A 19739-nucleotide genomic window follows, 5' to 3' on the forward strand; every position below is an offset into this window, starting at 1 on the left:
CATGCCCTGTTTAGGCGACTGTGGGGAAATGAGGCAGCGCCGGTTGATCCAGCCACTGTGCCACGAGCTTGTCGACGTCACCCGGGTTCTCAGCAACCTTGCGCATGCGGCTGATGAGGTCCTCCGGGGTCACGACCGAGTGCTGCGCTGCGGTGAGGTAGTCCCGCACCGTGGCAAAGAAGGCCTCATCGCCTACGAGGCAGCGCAGCGCGTGGACGGTCAGAGCGCCGCGCTTGTAGACGCGGTCATCAAACATATCGCGCGTACCAGGATCACTGAGCACGATGTCCTGCTTCTTGCGGGCCAGCACCTGATAGTGCGAGCGCGCCGATTCATGTGCTGGGCGGCCATGCGCATGCTCGAACCACAGCCACTCGCAGTAGCAGGCGAAACCTTCGTTGAGCCAGATATCCTTCCACTCCGAAAGACCCACGGAGTTGCCGAACCACTGGTGGGAGAGCTCGTGCGCGATGAGCCGCTCGAAGACGTGATCGCCCTTGACGTGGTTGGAACCGAAGATAGACAGGCCCTGGGCTTCGAGGGGGATTTCCAGCTCATCGTCGGTGATGACTACCTGGTAGTCGGCGAAGGGGTAGTGGCCAAAGAGCTCAGAGTAAAAATCCACCATCTCCTGCTGCTGGGCAAATTCCTCGAGCACCACCTGCTTGAGGCGGGCCGGTGCCCACGCGCGGACATTGGGGCCGAGGGGAATGTCGATGTATTCGCCGACCTGGACCGTGGCCAGATAGGTGGCCATGGGGTGCTTGACGCGGTAGTGCCAGCGCGTCATGGATCCGCCCGCGCGGCGGCGGGAGACCAGCTTGCCGTTGGAGATGACAACGAAAGGATCGTCCGCGGTGATGCGAATATCGTAGGTGGCCTTCGCGGACGGGGTGTCATCACAGGGGAACCAGCTGGGCGCGCCGTTGGGCTGGCTGGCCACTAGCGAGCCTGACTCTGTTTCTTCCCACCCGATGTCACCCCACGGCGTGCGCAGCGGGCGGGGTGCTCCGCCATACCGAATGCAAAGCTCAAACTCTTGGCCTTCCGCGATTACGTCGGCAAAGTTTAGGCGCAGCTTTCCGCCGGATAGGCGGAATTTGGCCACGCGCGGCGCGTGCTTCGCCGTGATGCGGCGAGCCACCATGGCGCCGCCGAGGTCGAGGGTGAGCTTGTCTAGGTCCTCCAGCGCACGAATATGGAGCACGGCTTCACCCTGGAGCAGGTTGGGCTCCACGCGGTAGGTCAGATCCAAGTCATAGTGGGTGGCCTCGAAGCCGAGGTTGAAATCCACCCCCGTGTAGCTATCTCGAGTGAGTGCGGCGCGGTCGCGAGCGGCTGAGATATGCGAAAGGGCGGTGGAAAGCAGCTTCATAATGCCGCTATCCTACCGCCCTTGTCCGGCTTGTCCGAAGCCAGGGGAGCGCGCACGGTGTGACGTGCGCGGCTTGCTGTTTAGGAGTTGAAGGCTTCCTCAAAGGTAGGCCAGGACTTCACCAAGTCCTCGCGCCAGCCCGGCCAGGAGTGCGTACCCACATTGCGGAAGTTGTAGGTTGCCGGAATGTTCTGCTGATCCAGCTTTGCCTTGAGCATGTGGGTGCAGTGGTTCACGGCCGCCTCGATGACGCCGCCTTCTACCTGCAGCTGCGCCGAGCCCAGATAAGCAGCCGCCGGGTTGTATCCCTTGTTGATGTAATAAGACGGCGTATCCTGCTCACCCGCGAAGCCCGATGCAGAGGAGATGTACAGCTTGGTGCCGCGCAGCTTCTCGGAGTTCATCAGGGCGTCGTTGTAGCGGTTGTAGGCAGAGCCCATCGGGCCCCACATCTGCTCCGGCTGGCCGCCACCGCGGTTGACGGTGAGGCGCAGGAACTCATACTCGGTGGGGTAGGCGGTTGCGGCACAACCGGCGAAGGAACCGACCGCGTCATAGAAGCCCTGATTGTGCTGGGCAAGCAGCAGCGAGGACGTCGCGGACATGGACATGCCGGCGATGGCGCGCTTATTGCTTGCGTTCAGACGCTCCTCCAGCGGGCCAGGAAGCTCCTTGGTCAGGAAGGTCTCCCACTTCTGCGGGCCCTTGAGGTACTTGCCGTTGGGCTCTTCCAGCCAGTCGGTGTAGTAGGAGAAGGCACCTGCCTGTGGAACCACGACGTTGACGTCCTTGTCCGCGTAGAAATCCACGACATCGGACATGTACAGCCAGTCGGAATCCTGCTCGGCGGAACCAGCGCCGTTGAGCAGGTAGACCGTCGGGCGGTCCGGGTTCTTGGCCGGGATGACAGCCAGCGGAATGGCGCGGCCGTTCATCGCCGGCGACGTAGCTTCCAGCTTCAGAACGCGGGCGTCATCCTTGTAGTGGTCATACCACTTCTGGCTCTCCACCTCCGGGGTGACCTGCAGGTCCGAGATGGTGGATAGGGCAGTGTCACCCGCAACCTGCTGCGGGGTGGTGGCAGCACCTGCGACGGGGCTGACCAGCGCGGCTGCGCTGAGCGCGCCGGCGGCGAGGAGAGAGCTAAGACGCTTCATTACGTTCCTTATTCAACAATTGGTACGGCGAAAAGAGCTTACTGCTCGGTTACCGCAGGATCTTCTGGCAGGGAATCAGCGAGGCCTTCGGTGTCTGCTTCCGCCTCCGCCTTTTTCGCATCCTGACTATCGGCATCGGCGGCCTTTTCGTTAGCGTCCGAATCCGCATCTGCTGAATACGCAGTCGCTACCGGCTCGGCTGGATCAACGGGAAGGCCAAAGGCGCGTGCGTAGGTAGGCCAGGAGGAGTTGACGTCATCCAACCAGCCCGGCCAGGAGTGGGTACCGGTGTTGCGCAGGTTAAAGACCGCGTCGACGCCCTCGCGCTCCATCTTTGCCTTCAGGTCATGGGTGCAGGCGTTCATGGCTGCTTCGATGACGCCACCCTCAACCACGAGGGTGGAGGAGGACTTGAAGGCCTGGGACGAGCCCAAGGCATCAATCTTGGACGAGCCCAAGTCAGTTGCCCCAGCCAAACCGGAGTTGGCGGAAACGTAGACCTTGGAGTTGCCCATGTTGTTCTTCGTGGCGTTGATGAGGCCATCGTTGTAGCGGTTGTAGTCACCGCCCATCGGGCCCCACATCTGTTCGGTGCTTCCGCCACCGCGGTTCACCGTGAGCTGCGTGTAGAAGTTCGGCAGTGGCGTCGAGGTAGCAGCGCAACCGGAGTAGGAGCCGATGGCATCGTAGAAGTTCGGGTTGTGCTGGGCCAGCACCAGCGAGGAGGTGGCGGACATGGACATGCCGGCGATGCCGCGCTTGCCGTTGCCGTTAATGTGCTTCTCCAGCGGGCCAGGAAGCTCCTTGGTTAGGAAGGTCTCCCACTTCTGCGGGCCCTTGAGGTAGCTGCGGTCCGGGGTGGTCAGCCAGTCGGTGTAATAGGAGAAAGCGCCCGCCTGCGGAATGACAACGTTGACGTTGCGGTTGGCGTAGTAGTGAACGAGGTCCTGAACCTTCGGCGTCTTCGGATCAAGATCCTTAGCCACGGTGGAGACAATCCAGTCCATGCCCTGCTCGGCGCCGCCGGCACCGTTGAGCAAGTAGAGGGTAGGGCGGGAAGCATCAAAGGTGCCGTCCGGGGTGATCACTGCGAGGGGGACGTCGCGGTTATCCATTGCAGGAGCGGTGGCCTTGATGGTCTTGACCTTGTGGCGGTAATCCCAGTACTTGAAGACGTAGCCCATCCATTTTTTGTTGTCCGGGATTTTCTTGATGTCGACGTTCTTAAAGGTGACCTGCTTGTCGAAGGAAGCCTCATACTGTTCGCGGGACGGCGATGGGTTGCCGGCCTCATCCTTGGGCAGGTACTCCTCGAGTTCGGTGTAAAGGTCGAGCTCGGAAATATCGGACGGTGTAGCCTCACCGCTGATTTGATCCGGTTTAACGTCGGATGCGCTGGCGATAGGGGAAACGACGGCGCCGAGGGCTAAGGCGGAGGCCGCCGCAAGCGTCGTGAGAGAGCGCGCAATCTTCATGGAATCTCGCTTTCTTGATGATGAGCGGAAGTGTAGGGGCAAGTTTAAAAGATGCTCCGGACAAACCACCCTTGACATGGGTAAAAGCGCTGATAGATGGGTAATTCAGCACCCCCGAAGATAAGGGCAGTCAGACTAAACATACCAAGTTATAAAAGTGAATGGTGGTATTGAAGTGAAAACCGTGTCATAATCTTTCCGCGCCTATTCGTGGGCTATGTAACGCAACGGCCGTCTCCTTCGTTAGTGGGGCTAGGTACCGTGACCGCTTTTGGCGGCGACCGTCCTGCATCGCCGTGGCCTCGCTGGAGGGCGCCGCATGAAGCCGTACGCGCCGCTAGAACAACAGAAAGAAGAAGAATGAACTTTTTTGACACCATCCTCGTCTCCATCAACCAGGTGCTGGGCCAGATCGCTCACTCCGGCTCCTCCACCTCCTCGAAGGCTGCCTTGGACTGGGGCCTGTTCTAAATAATTTGTTGAGGGCTGTGCCCTCGTTTTCTTTCCCTTAATCCCCTTCTTGGGGGTTAAGGGTTTATTTTTGCCCGAAGGTGTTGAAAGCATCCTGACTGCTATGCGCTGTCCAGCGGGTGCAGGGCGGGGGTGGTGGGACAGCGAGCCTAAAGTTACGTATCCTGTAGAACGTGACTAATGAACATTTTGACGTTGTAGTACTCGGCGCGGGCCCCGGCGGCTACGTGTCCGCCATCCGCGCTGCCCAGCTGGGCAAGAAGGTTGCCGTTATTGAGAAGCAGTACTGGGGCGGTGTCTGCCTCAACGTGGGCTGCATCCCCTCCAAGGCTCTTCTTAAGAATGCTGAGGTTGCACATACCTTCAACCATGAGGCTAAGGCCTTCGGTATTTCCGGCGATGTTTCCTTCGACTTCGGAGTTGCACACAAGCGCTCCCGCAAGGTGTCGGAGGGCATTGTCAAGGGTGTGCACTACCTGATGAAGAAGAACAAGATTACGGAGATCAATGGCTTGGGCTCCTTCAAGGACGCCAAGACCATCGAGATTACTGAGGGTGATGACAAGGGTAAGACCGTTACCTTTGATAACTGCATTATCGCCACCGGCTCCGTCGTTCGTTCCCTTCCGGGCGTGGAAATCGGCGGCAACATCGTGTCCTTCGAGGAGCAGATCCTCAACGATGAGGCTCCGGATTCCATGGTGATCGTTGGCGCAGGCGCCATCGGCATGGAGTTTGCTTACGTTCTGGCCAACTACGGCGTGGACGTGACCATCGTGGAGTTCATGGACCGCGTCCTGCCGAACGAGGATAAGGATGTCTCCAAGGCCATCGCCAAGGAATACAAGAAGCTCGGCGTGAAGCTCCTGACCGGCTACAAGACCACCGCCATCAAGGACAACGGCGACAATGTCACCGTTGAGGTTGAGTCCAAGGACGGCTCCAAGACCGATACGCTGACCGTGGATCGCTGCATGGTCTCCATTGGCTTCGCCCCGCGTACCGAGGGCTTCGGCCTGGAGAACACCGGCGTTGAGCTCACCGAGCGCGGCGCCATCGCCATCGATGACTACATGCGCACCAACGTTGAGGGCATCTACGCCATTGGCGACGTCACCGCGAAGCTGCAGCTCGCACACGTGGCTGAGGCACAGGGTGTCGTGGCCGCTGAGGTCATCGCTGGCGCTGAGACCCAGCTGCTGGGTGACTACATGAATATGCCACGCGCCACCTTCTGCAACCCGCAGGTTGCCTCCTTCGGCTACACCGAGGAGCAGGCTCGTGAGAAGTTCGCTGACCGCGACATTAAGGTCGCTACCTTCCCATTCTCCGCTAACGGCAAGGCGGCCGGCCTGAATGAGACCGCGGGCTTCGTCAAGCTTATTGCTGACGGCGAATTCGGTGAGCTCATCGGCGGCCACATGGTGGGCTCCAACGTTTCCGAGCTGCTGCCGGAGCTGACCCTGGCGCAGCGCTTCGACCTCACCGCTGAGGAAATCGGACGCAACATTCATACTCACCCGACGCTGTCTGAGGCTATGAAGGAAGCTGCCGAGGGTATCGGCGGCCACATGATTAACCTCTAAGGCCAAGACGAGAAGCCAAAACAAGAACGCTCCCCCTCAATCCCGGCAAAGGGATTGAGGGGGAGCGTTGGTTTAGTGCCGTGGCGCTACTTCCTTTAGCTGAAGAGCTTGGAGGACAGAACGAACGGTGCGTTGACGATGGATACAAGAAGGCCCTGAATCTGGCCCAGGAAGTTTCCAGCGAAGCTGCTCATGATGGTAATCCTTTCGATAGGGGATATCGTTCAATTTCCACCATAAGCAAGCAAACCCTGGAAAATCCATGAATTTTTCTAGCCAAAACCATGACAATGCTTTTTATTGGCAATATATAAAGGGTGGTATAGGGGTAAACGTAGGGGCCAGAGCGGAAAACTGCCTGGTTATTGCTCCCGATTAATACGGTGCGACGGCGGAACGGTGGGCGTCGACCACCAGCTCTTCATTAATGGCCGGGAAGGCGCGTTGAGCGCAATTCTGGCGAGGGCAAGTGCGGCAGCCGGCGCCGATGGGGGTTGCGGCAGACAGGGCGTCGAGGTTGAGACCTTGGGCATAGACCGTGCGGCTGGCGTGGCGCGCTTCGCAGCCTAGGCCGATGGAGAAGAGCTTATTGGTATCGCCGAAGCGGCCCTGGGGGTAGCTCACCGTCCGTGAAATCCAGAGGTAGTTGCGGCCGTCCGGCATCTGCGCCAGCTGACGCGAGATGGTGTTGGGGCGGGCGAAGGACTCATATACGTTCCATAGCGGGCACGTTCCGCCGGAATTGGAAAAGTGTACGCCCGTGGCCGATTGGCGCTTGGACATGTTGCCGGCGCGATCAACCCTCACGAAAGTAAAGGGGATTCCGCGCTTGTTGGGGCGCTGCAGCGTGGAGAGGCGCGAGGCAATTGTCTCGTAGCCCACACCAAAGACGTTGCAGAGGTACTCCACGTCATACCCGGATTGCTCGGCCTCACTATGGATGAGGCTGTAGGGGAGCAGTGTGGCGGCGGCGTAGTAGTTGGCAATTCCACGCTTGGCCAGGTTGATGGAGGCGTCCGAGGTGAAGGGTTCTTCGTCCACGAGGGCGTCGATTAGCGCGCCCGCCTCGAGGAAACCCAACTCTGCCGCCATACGGAAGGCGCGCTGGCCCACGCTCAGGCGGCTGGCAAGGCGAAGGGTGCCGCTCTCCTTGTCGAAGCGATGCAGGGTGCCATCCATGCGATCGGTCGTGAGAATATCTACGCCGTGTTTGGAGGTGAGCCGCTCATTAAGCGCCTGTTCAATGTCGCGAATGTGGAAAGGGATAACGTTGAGCTCCGCGGCAGTTTCCTCTGCGTGGATATCCAACTCGTCGAGATAGTTCTGCCGGGCATAAAAGAAGTCCCGCACCTCGTCGTGAGGCATGGACAGCGCCTGGTTCCCGTCCGAGCGGCGGGTATCGGTGGCGAGCGAGAGCTTGTCACGAATATTGCGGTAGCGGCGGTGGATATCCACGAGCGTGCGGGCAACGGTGGGGTGGTTGTAGACCAATTCGGACAATTCCTGAAGCTCCACGGGGGAGGGGCAGATTTCCTGGTCTTGGACGACATCCTGGATTTCCGCAAGCAGGCGTGAATCATCATCACGGGAGAAGAACGTGGCATCCACACCAAAGGCTTCAGTGATTTTCAGCAAGACCGGGACGGTAAGGGGGCGCACGTCGTGCTCAATCTGATTGACGTAGCTAGCTGAAAGCCCCAGCGTAGCGGCGAGAGTAGCTTGGCTGAGATCACGTTCGCGGCGCAGCTGGCGCAGGCGCGAACCCACGTATGTCTTGCTCATGTGAGCTAGGTTACCTAGTGCCTTTCGGTCATAACAATTGTTTTGCAAGGAATGTGTGAAGTATTTTAACTCCGCTGCGAAGTGGGGGTGCTGGCGGGGTGCCGAGCGGGCGATAGGGGTGTATACCAAGCGAAAGTTTGACACCTAAAGGGGTAGGGTCGTCACTCGGGCCACACCCTGTGACAAAAGTCTCATCCGTGAAATGTTTTCGCAAGCTCAATATTGCGTAAAAGGAAGTGATCAAGGTAGAGCGGTCAAAGAGGTGTGGCGCCTAAGGTGATCCTTGCCTTAACTCGTTTAAATACGGGGACCATAGGAGGGGGAGGGGGTATGCAAAGCAAAGATATAACTAGTGGTCAGCGCAAAGGTCTGCGTAAGGTAAGGGCGACAATGGAGGTGTCATGTCTGTAAAAAATCCTGACCGTGAAGCCCTCGCTCACGGCCGTATTACTAATGAAACGATTCGTCCTAAGCCAGGAATTCCGTCCTGGGCTTTGAAACTGACGATGGCAATTACCGGTCTGTTCTTCGCGCTCTTCGTTGTGGGACACATGGCCGGCAACCTGAAGCTTTACTTGCCGGCTCACGACGGCCAGGAAGCTCTCGATGCCTACGGCGCTTACCTGCGTAATCTTGGTGAGCCACTGATCCCGAGCGGTCACGCACTGTGGATCATTCGCATCGTCCTGCTGGCCTGCGTAATCGCTCACATTTACGGCGCTTTTGCTTTGACTGCTCGCTCGAAGGCATCCCGCGGCAAGTTCAAGCGCACGAACCTGATGGGCGGCATGGATTCCTTTGCCACCAAGAGCATGCTGGTTACTGGCGTCGTGCTTCTCCTGTTCATCATCTTCCACCTTCTGGACCTGACGATTGGTGTCCAGCCGGTTGCAGCAGAAGCTTTTGCTCACGGTGCCGTTAAGGCCAACATGATCGCAACCTTCTCGCGCTGGCCGGTGACCATCGTCTACATCGTCGCCATGCTCTGCCTCTTCCTGCACCTGACCCACGGTATCCGCCTTGCGGCTTCTGACCTGGGCATCACCGGTGCAAAGTGGCGCGAGGTTTTTGTTGTCCTGGCGTACATCGTCCCGGCCGTCGTGTGCCTGGCAAACATTGTTATGCCGTTGTCCGTCGCCCTGGGCTGGGTCAGCTAAAGGAGTTTTGAACCCATGACTAACGCGAACACTGAACTCAAGCGCGAGCACCCTGACTTCTCGCACCCGCAGTCCATCGTCCCGGGCGTTAAGCCGGGCCGCATCCTGGAGTCCCACGAGCCGCACGGCGTCCCGATGAAGGACATGTGGAGCTACCAGAAGGACCACATGGAGCTCGTCTCCCCGCTGAACCGCCGCAAGTTCGAGATCATCGTTGTCGGTACCGGCCTGTCTGCTGGTTCCGCCGCCGCTGCCCTCGGTGAGCTGGGCTACAAGGTCAAGGTCTTCACCTACCACGATTCTCCGCGCCGTGCGCACTCCATTGCTGCGCAGGGTGGTGTGAACTCCTCCCGCCACAAGAAGGTGGATAACGACTCCGCTTACCGCCACACCAAGGACACCGTTAAGGGTGGTGACTACCGCTGCCGCGAGTCCGATTGCTGGCGCTTGGCCTATGAGTCCATCCGCGTCATCGACCACATGAACGCCATCGGCGCTCCGTTCGCTCGCGAGTACGGCGGCACCTTGGCTACCCGTTCCTTCGGTGGCGTGCAGGTCTCCCGTACCTACTACACCCGTGGCCAAACAGGTCAGCAGCTGCAGCTGTCCACCACGTCTGCGCTCTACCGCCAGATTGGCCTGGGCAACGTGGAGCTCTTCGCTCACCACGACCTGCAGGACATCATCACCTACACCGACGGTGGCAAGAAGCGCGCCGGCGGCATCGTGACCCGCAACCTCATCACCGGCGAGCTCAAGGCCTTCACCGGCCACGCAGTCATCCTCGGTACCGGCGGTTACGGCAACGTTTACCACATGTCCACGCTGGCCAAGAACTCGAACGCCGGCGCCATGATGCGTGCGTACGAGAACGGTGCTTACCTGGCTTCCCCGGCATTCATCCAGTTCCACCCGACTGGCCTGCCGGTGAACTCCGAGTGGCAGTCCAAGACCATCCTCATGTCCGAGTCGCTGCGTAACGATGGTCGCATCTGGTCTCCGATCAAGGAGAAGGATGACCGTCCTGCCAACGAGATTCCGGAAGAGGAGCGCGACTACTTCCTGGAGCGCCGCTACCCGGCCTTCGGTAACCTCGTCCCGCGTGACGTGGCTTCCCGCGCCATCTCCCAGCAGATCAACAAGGGTCTGGGCGTTGGTCCGCTGCACAACTCCGTGTACCTGGACTTCCGCGACGCCATCGAGCGCCTGGGCAAGGCCAAGATCCGCGAGCGCTACTCCAACCTCATCGAAATGTACGAAGAGGCTATTGGTGAGTCCGCTTATGAGACCCCGATGCGTATCGCTCCGACCTGCCACTTCACCATGGGTGGCCTGTGGACGGACTTCAATGAGATGACCACCATCGACGGCCTCTTCGCCGCCGGTGAGTGCTCCTGGACCTACCACGGTGCGAACCGCCTGGGTGCTAACTCCCTGCTGTCCGCTTCCGTTGATGGCTGGTTCACCCTGCCGTTCACCATCCCGAACTACCTGGCCCACCACCTGGGTGAGGCCAAGCTGGCTGAGGACTCGGCAGAGGCCAACGAGACTGTTGCTCGCGCACAGGCTCGCATCGACCGCCTTATGTCCATCCAGGGTCAGGATCCGCACGGCCCGGCGTACTACCACCGCCAGCTGGGTGACATCCTCTACTGGGGTTGTGGCGTGTCCCGTAACGTCGAGGACCTCAAGGTTGCCATCGAGAAGGTTCGCGCACTGCGCAAGGAATTCTGGGCTAACGTCCGCATCACTGGCGACGCCAACGACATGAACCAGGTTCTCGAGTACGGTCTGCGTGTTGCTGACTACATCGACCTGGGCGAGCTCATGTGCATTGACGCTCTCGACCGCGACGAGTCCTGTGGTGCTCACTTCCGTGATGACCACCTCTCCGAGGATGGCGAGGCCGAGCGTGATGACGAGAACTGGTGCTTCGTTTCCGCATGGGAGCCGGGCGCTACTGAGGGCGAGTTCATCCGCCACGCCGAGCCGCTGTACTTTGATTCGATCCCGCTGATGACAAGGAACTACAAGTAATGAAACTGACACTTGAGATCTGGCGTCAAGCCGGACCGACGCAAGAAGGCAAGTTCGAAACCGTGCAGGTTGACGACGCCGCCGAGCAGATGTCCATCTTGGAGTTGCTCGACCACGTCAACGACGGCCTCATCGAGGCCGGCAAGGAGCCGTTCGCATTCGCTTCCGACTGCCGTGAGGGCATCTGTGGTACCTGTGGCCTTCTGGTCAACGGCCGCCCGCACGGCCCGGGCCAGAACACCCCGGCCTGCCAGCAGCGCCTGTTCCAGTTCAAGGACGGCGACACCATCAAGCTGGAGCCTTTCCGCTCCGCTGCCTACCCGGTCATCAAGGACATGATCGTGGACCGCTCCAAGCTGGACCACGTCATGGAGCAGGGCGGCTACGTATCCATGGACGCGGGTACCGCTCCGGATGCTGACACCCTGCACATCAACCACGAGACCTCCGAGTACGCACTGGATCACGCTGCCTGCATCGGCTGCGGTGCCTGCGTGGCATCCTGCCCGAACGGCGCTGCTCACCTGTTCACCGGCGCCAAGCTGGTTCACCTCTCCCTCATGCCGCTGGGCAAGGAAGAGCGTGGCCGCCGCGCACGCAACATGGTGGACGATCTGGAGCAGAACTTCGGCCACTGCTCGCTCTACGGCGAGTGCGCTGATGTGTGCCCGGCTGGTGTGCCGCTGACCGCTGTTTCTGCGGTTACCCGCGAACGTGCACGTGCTGCTTTCCGCGGCAAGGACGACTAAGCTATAGTCATTCACAGGATTAACAGGAACGAGAGAAAGTTTCAGCCATGAGCGACCTCAACCCGGCAGTAGCTGATCACCACAGCGAGACCTACCCGGAGTTCTCCGGCAAGATCCAGGACTCCTACATCGAGGGCTACGAGCCCGTATCCTACGGTGCACCGCACTCTTCGTTGCTGCGTACCTCCACCTGGGTGGGCATGGGCCTGATTCTCTCGCTCCTGCCGGCAGCCGGCATCCTCATCTGGGGCCTCGGTACGTGGCTCTACCCGGATGGCACCGCTGGTGCTGACTATCAGCCGAACATCATCGTGGGTGCTATCTCCCTCGTTGTCATTGCTGTTCTGGCCGTCGGCTCCGTCCACTTCGGCCGCCGCTACTACCGCCAGTACCGCAAGGAAACCGGCCGCATCAACTAGGCACCTCCTAGGACGTTGAACGCCTAAGTTTCTGTACTGACACCACAACCCCCACCTCCAAACACATGGGAGACCATGTGAGGAGGTGGGGGTTGTTGGCGTGTGGGTGCTGGGCGGGAGGAGAGGGGGAGTGGGCGCTTGGCGACGCCCCCTAGCGGCGGTATCGAGACCAGATTAGGTGCTCTGCCGAGCGCGGCCTTAGTGCCATACCCCCTGGCTCTAAGAGAACATTCCCTCACCGATGAAGCCGTTTTCACTTACACCGGGCGGAATGAGGTAGGTGCCGGTTTTGGTGGTCTTGAGGTACTCAAGAAGCATCTCGTCGCGCGACATGGACTGGTGCACGGTGGCGAACCGGTCCACGGTGCGGGTGAACGCCATGAAGAACAGGCCAGCGTCAAGGCGACCTTGTTCGTTGGAACCATCGACGAAGTTGAATGCACGGCGCAGCATACGGATGCCACCGTTTTGATCAGGGTGCACGTTGAATACGTGGGAACCGTGGTCGATGACGGGACGGCCTCGCTCGTTGGTGGCGGCGAAATCTGGTTCGTCGAATTCGTTGGCGCCCGTCAGTGGAGCACCCTCGAATTTATCACGGCCGGTGACACGCTCCTGCTCCTTGAGCTGCAGGGTATCCCACACCTCGATGTTCATGGCGATGCGTCGGGCCGTAAGGTAGCTTCCCCCAGCTGCCCAGGGTTGGGAAGAACTCGCTGGAATCCACACGTGCTCATCCAACGCATCAGCATCTTCGGCACGGATGTTTGCGGTGCCGTCTTTCTGCCCGAAGAGGTTGCGTGGGGTGCTTTCTTCACGAGTGGTCACGGCGGCTTTGCCGAAACCGATCTGGGACCAGCGCAGCGCAGCATCGGGTACAGCTAAGCGAGTCAGGTTGCGTATAGCGTGAGTAGCTACCTGTGGGTCGTTAGCGCATGCTTGGATGCAGATGTCGCCGTTGGACTGCTCACGGTTGAGAAAGTCGTTGGTCATCGGCGGCATTGCGGTGAACTCGGTTGGCAGTTTGTCAGCCAGGCCGAACTGGTCGCGGAACAAGCTGCGACCGAAGCCGATGGTGATGGTCAGGGCGGAGGGGCCTAGGTCGAAGGCTTCACCGGAATCGTCGGGCGGGAAGTCCGCACCACCGCCGAACGCACCCTTAGCACTGACTTCGCCGCCGAGCGTCAACCGTCGAGCAGCATCGGTCCAACGCTGCAGGAGATCAACGAGGTCATCGCGGGAGGCCTTCTCGTCCATGTCGAAAGCTGCGAAGTGGAGGCTGTTTTGCATCGGGGTGATAATCCCGGCTTGGTGTTCGCCGGCGAAGTCAATGATCAGCTCGTCATTCGCAGCACCGTCGATGTCGCCAGATGCCCCACGGGATTCTTCCCGCGAGCAGGCGGCAGCGGCGGCCCCGACGGCGCTGATACCGCCAAGCGCCAAGAAGGTGCGTCGGTTGAACCCGCTCATTTTAGGATTCCGCCCCCGAATCCGCTTCAGCATCAGCCTCAGTATCAATGTTGAGGCCCAGTACGGTGCCGGTCAGGTTGGACAGCGGCTCGCGCAGTGCGTCGATGGCACGGGTGAGTTTTGCTTGCTGGCCGGCATCGACTTCGTCGTAGTCGACGTAACCGGTTTCCAGGCTGCCGTATTTGTCCAGGAGGGCTTGGATGTCGTCGAAACGCTGCTCGATCTCGCTGACCAACTTCGAGCCTTCGTCGCCGCGCTCTGCGGCGATGCCTTTGACCATGTCAAAGGCGATGCGCGAGCCTTGGATGTTGGCTTGGAAGTCATAGAGGTCCTTGTGCGACCACCAGTTTTCTTCGCCGGTGACCTTGGTGGTGGCTACCTCTTCGAGCAGCCCCATCGCACCGTTAGAGACGGTGTCGACGGTGATGTCGTTCTCCGCGGCGAAGTCGTCGGCCTGCACGGTGTCATTGAGGGTTTCGACGTCGGCGACGAGTGCGTCGGCGATCTCGCGACGCTTTTGCGGCGACGACGGCTCCCATCCCTCGCGGGCGGGTGCACCGTCGGCGTTCTTGGCGTCGGCAGCCGGCGGCCACAGGTCTTTTTCTATGCGGTGGAATCCGAGCCATTCGGTGAAGGTCGGGTCATCTTCCTTGAGCTGGTCTGCTTCGGCGATGTAGTCCACTTCGCGGTAGTCGATGCGCGGGTCGAGGGCGCCGAGGGCCTCAGCGATCGGTTCAATGCGCTCGTAGTGCACGCGGGTGGTGGCGTAGAGCTCCTTGGCCTTGTCGTCGTCACCTGCAGCGTAGGCTGCGGCGAATTCCTCGACCTTTGGCAGCAGTTCTGCGACCTCGTTCTTGACAAAGGCGACGTAGTTGTCGCGGGCTTCGTTGAAGCGCTTCTCGTCGGATTCGTCGTACTTGATCGCTTCGCCGGTCACTGTGAACTCGGCTTGGCCAATGTTCGGTCCGCGCAGGCCTGGTTTGCAGGCGGTGAAGTAGGAGCCAGGCTCGAGCTGGACGGTGAGGTCCGCGGTGCTGCCGGGGGTGATGTTCTCGCGTTCGGCGATGACGCGCAGGCCGTCTTCGGCCAGGAGGTAGAATTCGGTGACGCGCTCACCGGAGTTGGTGATGGAAAAGGTGTTGGTGCCGGATTCCGCTGAGTTTGTGGCGACCGTGCAGGAGTCTTCTTTGGCTTGGACGTCGATGGCATCGCCGGTGCTGTTTTCCACGCACGCAGTCAGCGGGAGGGTGAGTGCGAGTGCGGCAACGATAGCGGGAGAGTGCTTCATGATGAGACCTTTCGTGGGTTTTCGTTGTGTGCGGAGGAAGTTTTGTTGCTTGGCTTACCGGCGACACCACGTCGCCCACCGCGCACATGCCCCACAAAGATTGGGACAATGACAGCGAGGTATACGCCCCAACCAATGACTTGCAACCAGGACATTTGCGGCATAAACCCGGTGAACGCTTGGAGCAGTGTGGCGGTGATTCCGGCAGGGTCGATGAACTCGTCGAGGTTGAACGCCCAGCCGAACGGGAATGACGCCATCCAGAACGGGTACGTGGCAAAACCGGTCAGGACCTCACCGGTGCGCGGGTGCGTGGGGGCAATCGGTGCGCCGGAGAACGGCCCGGGGAGGAACTGCGCCTCCTGGAGATCGTGGATGGCGTAGGCGAGGATGCCTGCCGCAACGACGATGAGCAAAGCACTCGACCAGGTGAAGAAGGTGCCGAGATCCAGGCGGAGAGCGCCCCGGTAGATCAGCCAGCCCATTATGATGGCAACGCCAATGCCGGCGAACGCGCCAATGACCGCACTAGGGGTGGTCATCCAACCCCACAGCAGGAGGGTCAGTTCGATGCCTTCGCGGGCAACGGCGACGAACGCGAGCCAGAACATGGCTTGCGTGCCCTTGGTCAGCGCAACGCCTGTTTTGTCCTCGAGCATGGTGCGCAGTTTGCCGCCCTTGTTGCTTAAGGAGAGGACCATGCCAGTGATCATGGCCACGGCGATCAGTGACATGATGCCGCCGATTGCTTCCTGGGCACGGAAGGACAATCCGTAGCGACCAAAGGTGAATAGTGCGCTGAGCGCCGTGCAGATTGCTGCTGCCAAGACCACACCCACCCACACAGTGCGGGCTGCGGTGTTCAGGTGACCCTCGTCGGTGGCAGTGCTGCTCCGGCGCTGGATGGCGGCGAGCACCATGCCGACGATAAGGGATGCTTCCAAGCCCTCGCGGAGGCCGACCAGGAAAGCGGCAATGAACATTTTTAGAACTTTCTCGTGTGTAACCTGGCTCGTCGAAGGGTAGCGATAGATAAAGATAAGGCTGCCTTTGATTAGCCGAGCCTAACCTTAGTCTTGATGTGGTGAGAAAGTAAATTCCTTTCCTCACCCGTACGGTGAATCGAAGGTGAGGAAACTCAGTTCAGGGATCATGGCTGCGGGGTGCAGTCCGCACAATAATCGGCATGAGGCCATGTAGAAGCGGGGGCACGTGGCATTGAAAACTGGAATCTATCGAGCGCACCTCTGAGTAGGCGTTCTACGCACACCCTGAATTCGTGCGGGGACAAATCAGTGTGCGGGCGTCTGTGGAGTATGTAGCGCGAAGTTAGAACGGATTGCTTTGTGCTGTTGGCGCAGCGTGTGCTGTTTCTGCAATTGTCTAAAAACGGTAGATATCGATGACTAGATTTGAGACATGGATTCTGGTTTCTACGCTTATGCAATGGAATAGCCATCCGGCTATTCCACCGCCGCAAACGTCCAAAAAGCCACTAGACATCCCGTCCAAAAACATCCTGGACTCCGTGTCCAAAAAGTCGCTAGACATCACATGGGAGTACTGGAAGTGGGTCCTACAGCGGTGTCACGACCGGGCGCAAGTGGGGGCGGCTGGAGACCTACGGCGGGAAACTCGTCGAGAACATCGTCCAAGCAGTCGCTCGTGACCTCCTCGTCCATGCCTTGACACTCGTCGCTCAGGCTGGGCACAAGATTGTCATGCACATCCACGACGAAATCGTCATCGACGAACCCGAGGACTCCGGCTTCACCATCGCCGATGCCTGCCAGCTCATGACGCCCCACCCGACTGGGCAGCAGGACTGCCACTCGACGCAGACGGGTACGAATGCGACTACTGCCGCAAGGATTAGACGCGCCAGAGAGGCAACTCGCGCCAGTTGTCAGGTGCTCCTGTGCGAGAAAACGGCACGATGGGATTGTGCGGGTAGGTGTAGAACAGCTTCGGTAGCCGGTCGGCTGGAGACAAGTCCAGTTGGCGGTGCAAGTATTGGATAAGGGAGAGCTGCCCGAACACGCGATTCATTCCTTCAGCTACCGGAGCCAGCCTGACGTCATTGTTCAGTTTCGGTTTGATGTCGTAAACACGGTTGAACATCCTTGCATGATGAGCTGCGTAATTACGCAGAATATTCAAGGATTTCAGCCATGATTCAAGCTGAGGACCAGTTAGGCCGCAGGGCTCGGCAATCCGTTTGCGCACGATATTGGGCGACATGCCGTACAGGTACGACAGCATCCCCCAATCCATGATTTCGGCAGCCGCCCAGATGGGTAGAGTCCCGCCATATTTGGATTTGTGGTGGGCGACGAAGTCCTCCTTCGACGCTTTCAATGCTGACTGGTACTTTCTCAGCCACACCTCATGCACGCTACGCCCGTCTTTGTTTCGCTGCTGTGCCCGGGCGCTCAAACGCTGGGGATCCAAATAGATCAGCGGGTCAAGGCGACCCAGTTCGTGACCGAGCTTGGTTCGAATAGCCAACTCCACGCGATCAAGCTCGATGAACACGCTGTGGCGCAATTGTTCGTCAAACCCATAGAGGGCTACCACCAGGTCAAACGATGCTCCCTCAACGAATTCATCTTGGGCAGTGCCGTCGCCTTGGGAGAAACGGCGCATCGGGTACCAGTATCCGGACAAGCGGTAGTAGTTCAATCGAGCCAGCAGCGTCTCAGCATGTTGGGGATCGTTCACTCGCATCCCACGCTGACGAAGCAATTCGACCTGTTCACCGTAGGTCTTGAACTGCTTCACCTGCTCCACGCGCACCCCTGTTTGATACGAAAACGAAGACCGGCCCTGGACTCCCACCGAGGCGGGCAGCGGAACCGGTCATGTTGACTACAAGGCTACTTTGTTAATGACGCCGAAGCAAGAGCACGGGGCGCGGAGCCATCGGTACGTTCACACACCAGTGTGCCCTCTGACCCGTCCAAATTGTCGGTCCGCGGGGGCGTATGGGCGAGAGCCTTCCTCCCGCCGTGTCCGGTTTCGGCGGCTGCCGTGCCTGACAGGTGAGAGCCTGGCGCACCCCGCGCCCGCGATTGTCTACCCGGCTTTCAGAAGAGGAACCGGTCATGGCTACCGGACTACAAGTGTTCACCAACCACGAGTTCGGCACGCTCCGAATCATCACCTCGGGCAGGCAGGTCCTGTTCTGCGGCCGGGACGTGGCGACCGCCCTCGGCTACGCCAACACGAAAGATGCCCTGGCGCGTCGCTGTAAGGGGGTCGTGAATCACGGAACCACAAACGGGCCCTCGGCAGGCTGGCGTTCATAAAGCTAGAAGCCAATCTTAGTGTTGGTGGCTATCGAGTGTGTCCGTTACGCACACTAATGTTGATTGATGGATTCGCTATCCATCACGAAGCCTCGTTTACTCTAAGGAGAACCAACCCATGACGCACCGCGCAGACGCAGGGCTTAAGCCGGCTCAGGAAACGGCGGCGGCGCAGACGTCGTTTGTGCCGCAGCCAGGAAACCAGGAGGCGCGCCGGGCGGACCTGCGCCGCTGGAAGGCGATTGCGCTGTCCTTCCTGATTGGTGCGGCGGTGATCTTTTTGGGGTGCTCGTGGTGGCAGGCGTCGGCAAGCGGCGCTCCTGTCTGGGTGGGCTACGTGCGCGCGGCGGCCGAGGCAGGAATGGTCGGTGGATTGGCGGACTGGTTCGCCGTGACCGCGCTGTTCCGCCGGCCGATGGGGCTGCCCATCCCGCACACCGCGCTCATCCCCAACAACAAGGACCGCGTGGGTGATGCGCTCAAGGACTTCGTGGAGGAGAACTTCCTCACCGCGGATGCACTCAGCGCCAAGGTGCGGGAGGCGGAGCTACCGCTGTGGCTGGCGCGCCAGGGCGTAGAGCCTGGGCGGGCGGAGGAGGTCTCCGCGTGGATTGGTGAGCGCACCGCCAGCGTGGTCGCAGACCTAGACCCGGCGGAGGCAGAGCAATTCATCCGCACCCAAGTCATGGACCGTCTGGCAGAACCCGAGTGGGGCCCGCCGCTGGGCCGCCTGTTGGAGGGCTATATCGCGGAAGGCAAGGCGCGGCCGCTGGAGGATGACCTCATTGACTGGGCGCACGGAAAGATCCTCGGGATGGAATCCACGGTGGTCACCGCCATCGATGAGCGCATGCCTGGCTGGGCGCCGCGCTTTGCCCGCGAGATGGTGGGGGAGAAGGTCTACGCCGAGCTCGTGGAGTTCGCCGATGAGGTCCGCCGCAACGGCAACCACGAGGCCCGCCTGGCCATTCGCCGCAACCTGTCCAAGCTGGCCTCGGACCTGCAGTGGGATGAAGATATGCGCGAGCGCATCGAGGGAATCAAGCAGGAAATGCTGGCTTCCGATCAGGCGCAGAAGGCCCCGGCGGCAATGTGGGCGACGGTCTCCTCCACGCTCATTGAACAGCTCACCGACCCGGAGTCCTTCCTGCGCCAGAAGATGACCGCCAAGGTGAAAGAATTGGCGCACCGCCTGCTGGAAGATTCGGAGTTCCTGGCCCAGGCCAATGCGTTCGTGGACAAGGCCGCGCGCTACGCGGTGGAGAAGTTCGCACCGGAGATCATCGCGATTATCCCGGAGACCATTAAGCGCTGGGATGCCCAGGAGGCCTCCGAGAACATCGAGCTCATGGTGGGCAAGGACCTGCAGTTCATTCGCCTCAACGGCACGGTCGTGGGTGCACTGGCTGGGTTGGTTATCTACACTGTTAATCATCTGCTTTTTGGCGTCTAACAAGGAGTGACG

The 19739-nt window shown here is 60.0% G+C and carries 15 protein-coding genes; 7 read left to right on the plus strand and 8 right to left on the minus strand.

Annotated features, from left to right (window positions below):
- Positions 1 to 10: 10 nt before the first annotated feature.
- The 3 genes from M5J06_RS04010 to M5J06_RS04020 form a co-directional block, all read right to left on the minus strand.
- The gene (locus M5J06_RS04010) at positions 11 to 1375 is read right to left on the minus strand and encodes a M1 family metallopeptidase (protein ID WP_250224025.1); all 1365 of its coding nucleotides are present in this window, start codon (positions 1373 to 1375) and stop codon (positions 11 to 13) included.
- Between the two features lie 80 nt (positions 1376 to 1455).
- Positions 1456 to 2532: an alpha/beta hydrolase gene (locus tag M5J06_RS04015; RefSeq protein ID WP_250224026.1), complete on the minus strand. Its 1077-nt coding sequence runs from the start codon at positions 2530 to 2532 to the stop codon at positions 1456 to 1458.
- Positions 2533 to 2570: 38 nt separating this feature from the next.
- Positions 2571 to 4007, minus strand: a complete 1437-nt coding sequence (locus tag M5J06_RS04020) for an alpha/beta hydrolase (protein ID WP_250224027.1) — start codon at positions 4005 to 4007, stop codon at positions 2571 to 2573.
- A gap of 644 nt (positions 4008 to 4651) precedes the next feature.
- Here M5J06_RS04020 and lpdA point away from each other — a divergent pair.
- On the plus strand, positions 4652 to 6064 hold the full coding sequence (gene lpdA / locus M5J06_RS04025; RefSeq protein ID WP_250224028.1) for a dihydrolipoyl dehydrogenase: 1413 nt from the start codon (positions 4652 to 4654) through the stop codon (positions 6062 to 6064).
- A 375-nt stretch (positions 6065 to 6439) separates the two neighbouring features.
- On the opposite strand, the gene ramB is transcribed toward lpdA, so the two are convergent.
- Positions 6440 to 7846, minus strand: coding sequence for an acetate metabolism transcriptional regulator RamB (gene ramB / locus M5J06_RS04030; protein WP_070708045.1), 1407 nt, complete (start codon positions 7844 to 7846; stop codon positions 6440 to 6442).
- 401 nt (positions 7847 to 8247) lie between these two features.
- On the opposite strand from ramB, the gene M5J06_RS04035 reads away from it, so the two are divergent.
- From M5J06_RS04035 to M5J06_RS04050, 4 genes are read left to right on the plus strand one after another with little or no spacing between them, the layout of a single operon-like run.
- Complete coding sequence (locus tag M5J06_RS04035) at positions 8248 to 9003, plus strand: succinate dehydrogenase cytochrome b subunit (RefSeq protein ID WP_070521222.1); 756 nt, start codon at positions 8248 to 8250, stop codon at positions 9001 to 9003.
- Positions 9004 to 9018: 15 nt separating this feature from the next.
- A complete protein-coding gene (locus M5J06_RS04040; protein ID WP_250224029.1) occupies positions 9019 to 11040 on the plus strand; it encodes a fumarate reductase/succinate dehydrogenase flavoprotein subunit in 2022 nt (673 codons plus the stop codon).
- Complete coding sequence (locus M5J06_RS04045; protein WP_070534020.1) at positions 11040 to 11789, plus strand: succinate dehydrogenase/fumarate reductase iron-sulfur subunit; 750 nt, start codon at positions 11040 to 11042, stop codon at positions 11787 to 11789. The genes M5J06_RS04040 and M5J06_RS04045 overlap by 1 nt, the downstream gene beginning before the upstream one ends.
- A 47-nt stretch (positions 11790 to 11836) precedes the next feature.
- Positions 11837 to 12208: a hypothetical protein gene (locus tag M5J06_RS04050; RefSeq protein ID WP_070521213.1), complete on the plus strand. Its 372-nt coding sequence runs from the start codon at positions 11837 to 11839 to the stop codon at positions 12206 to 12208.
- A 219-nt stretch (positions 12209 to 12427) separates the two neighbouring features.
- Here M5J06_RS04050 and efeB read toward each other — a convergent pair whose 3' ends face one another.
- The 4 genes from efeB to M5J06_RS04070 all read right to left on the minus strand — a co-directional run bounded on the left by efeB (position 12428) and on the right by M5J06_RS04070 (position 17756).
- Entirely contained in the window at positions 12428 to 13678 is a 1251-nt protein-coding gene (efeB, locus tag M5J06_RS04055) for an iron uptake transporter deferrochelatase/peroxidase subunit (RefSeq protein ID WP_239248836.1), read from the minus strand.
- A gap of 1 nt (position 13679) precedes the next feature.
- A complete protein-coding gene (gene efeO / locus M5J06_RS04060) occupies positions 13680 to 14966 on the minus strand; it encodes an iron uptake system protein EfeO (RefSeq protein ID WP_239248835.1) in 1287 nt (428 codons plus the stop codon).
- The gene (locus M5J06_RS04065) at positions 14963 to 15949 is read right to left on the minus strand and encodes an FTR1 family iron permease (protein ID WP_239248834.1); all 987 of its coding nucleotides are present in this window, start codon (positions 15947 to 15949) and stop codon (positions 14963 to 14965) included. Before M5J06_RS04065 ends, efeO begins: the two co-directional genes overlap by 4 nt.
- Positions 15950 to 16838: 889 nt before the next feature.
- Positions 16839 to 17756, minus strand: a complete 918-nt coding sequence (locus tag M5J06_RS04070; RefSeq protein WP_239248833.1) for an Abi family protein — start codon at positions 17754 to 17756, stop codon at positions 16839 to 16841.
- A 314-nt stretch (positions 17757 to 18070) separates the two neighbouring features.
- On the opposite strand from M5J06_RS04070, the gene M5J06_RS04075 reads away from it, so the two are divergent.
- Both M5J06_RS04075 and M5J06_RS04080 read left to right on the plus strand, forming a co-directional pair.
- The gene (locus M5J06_RS04075) at positions 18071 to 18274 is read left to right on the plus strand and encodes a BRO family protein (protein WP_239248832.1); all 204 of its coding nucleotides are present in this window, start codon (positions 18071 to 18073) and stop codon (positions 18272 to 18274) included.
- Positions 18275 to 18392: 118 nt separating this feature from the next.
- On the plus strand, positions 18393 to 19727 hold the full coding sequence (locus tag M5J06_RS04080) for a DUF445 domain-containing protein (RefSeq protein ID WP_250224030.1): 1335 nt from the start codon (positions 18393 to 18395) through the stop codon (positions 19725 to 19727).
- Positions 19728 to 19739 lie beyond the last annotated feature (12 nt).

This window comes from Corynebacterium intestinale, assembly GCF_023574125.1.
GTDB lineage: Bacteria > Actinomycetota > Actinomycetes > Mycobacteriales > Mycobacteriaceae > Corynebacterium > Corynebacterium hesseae.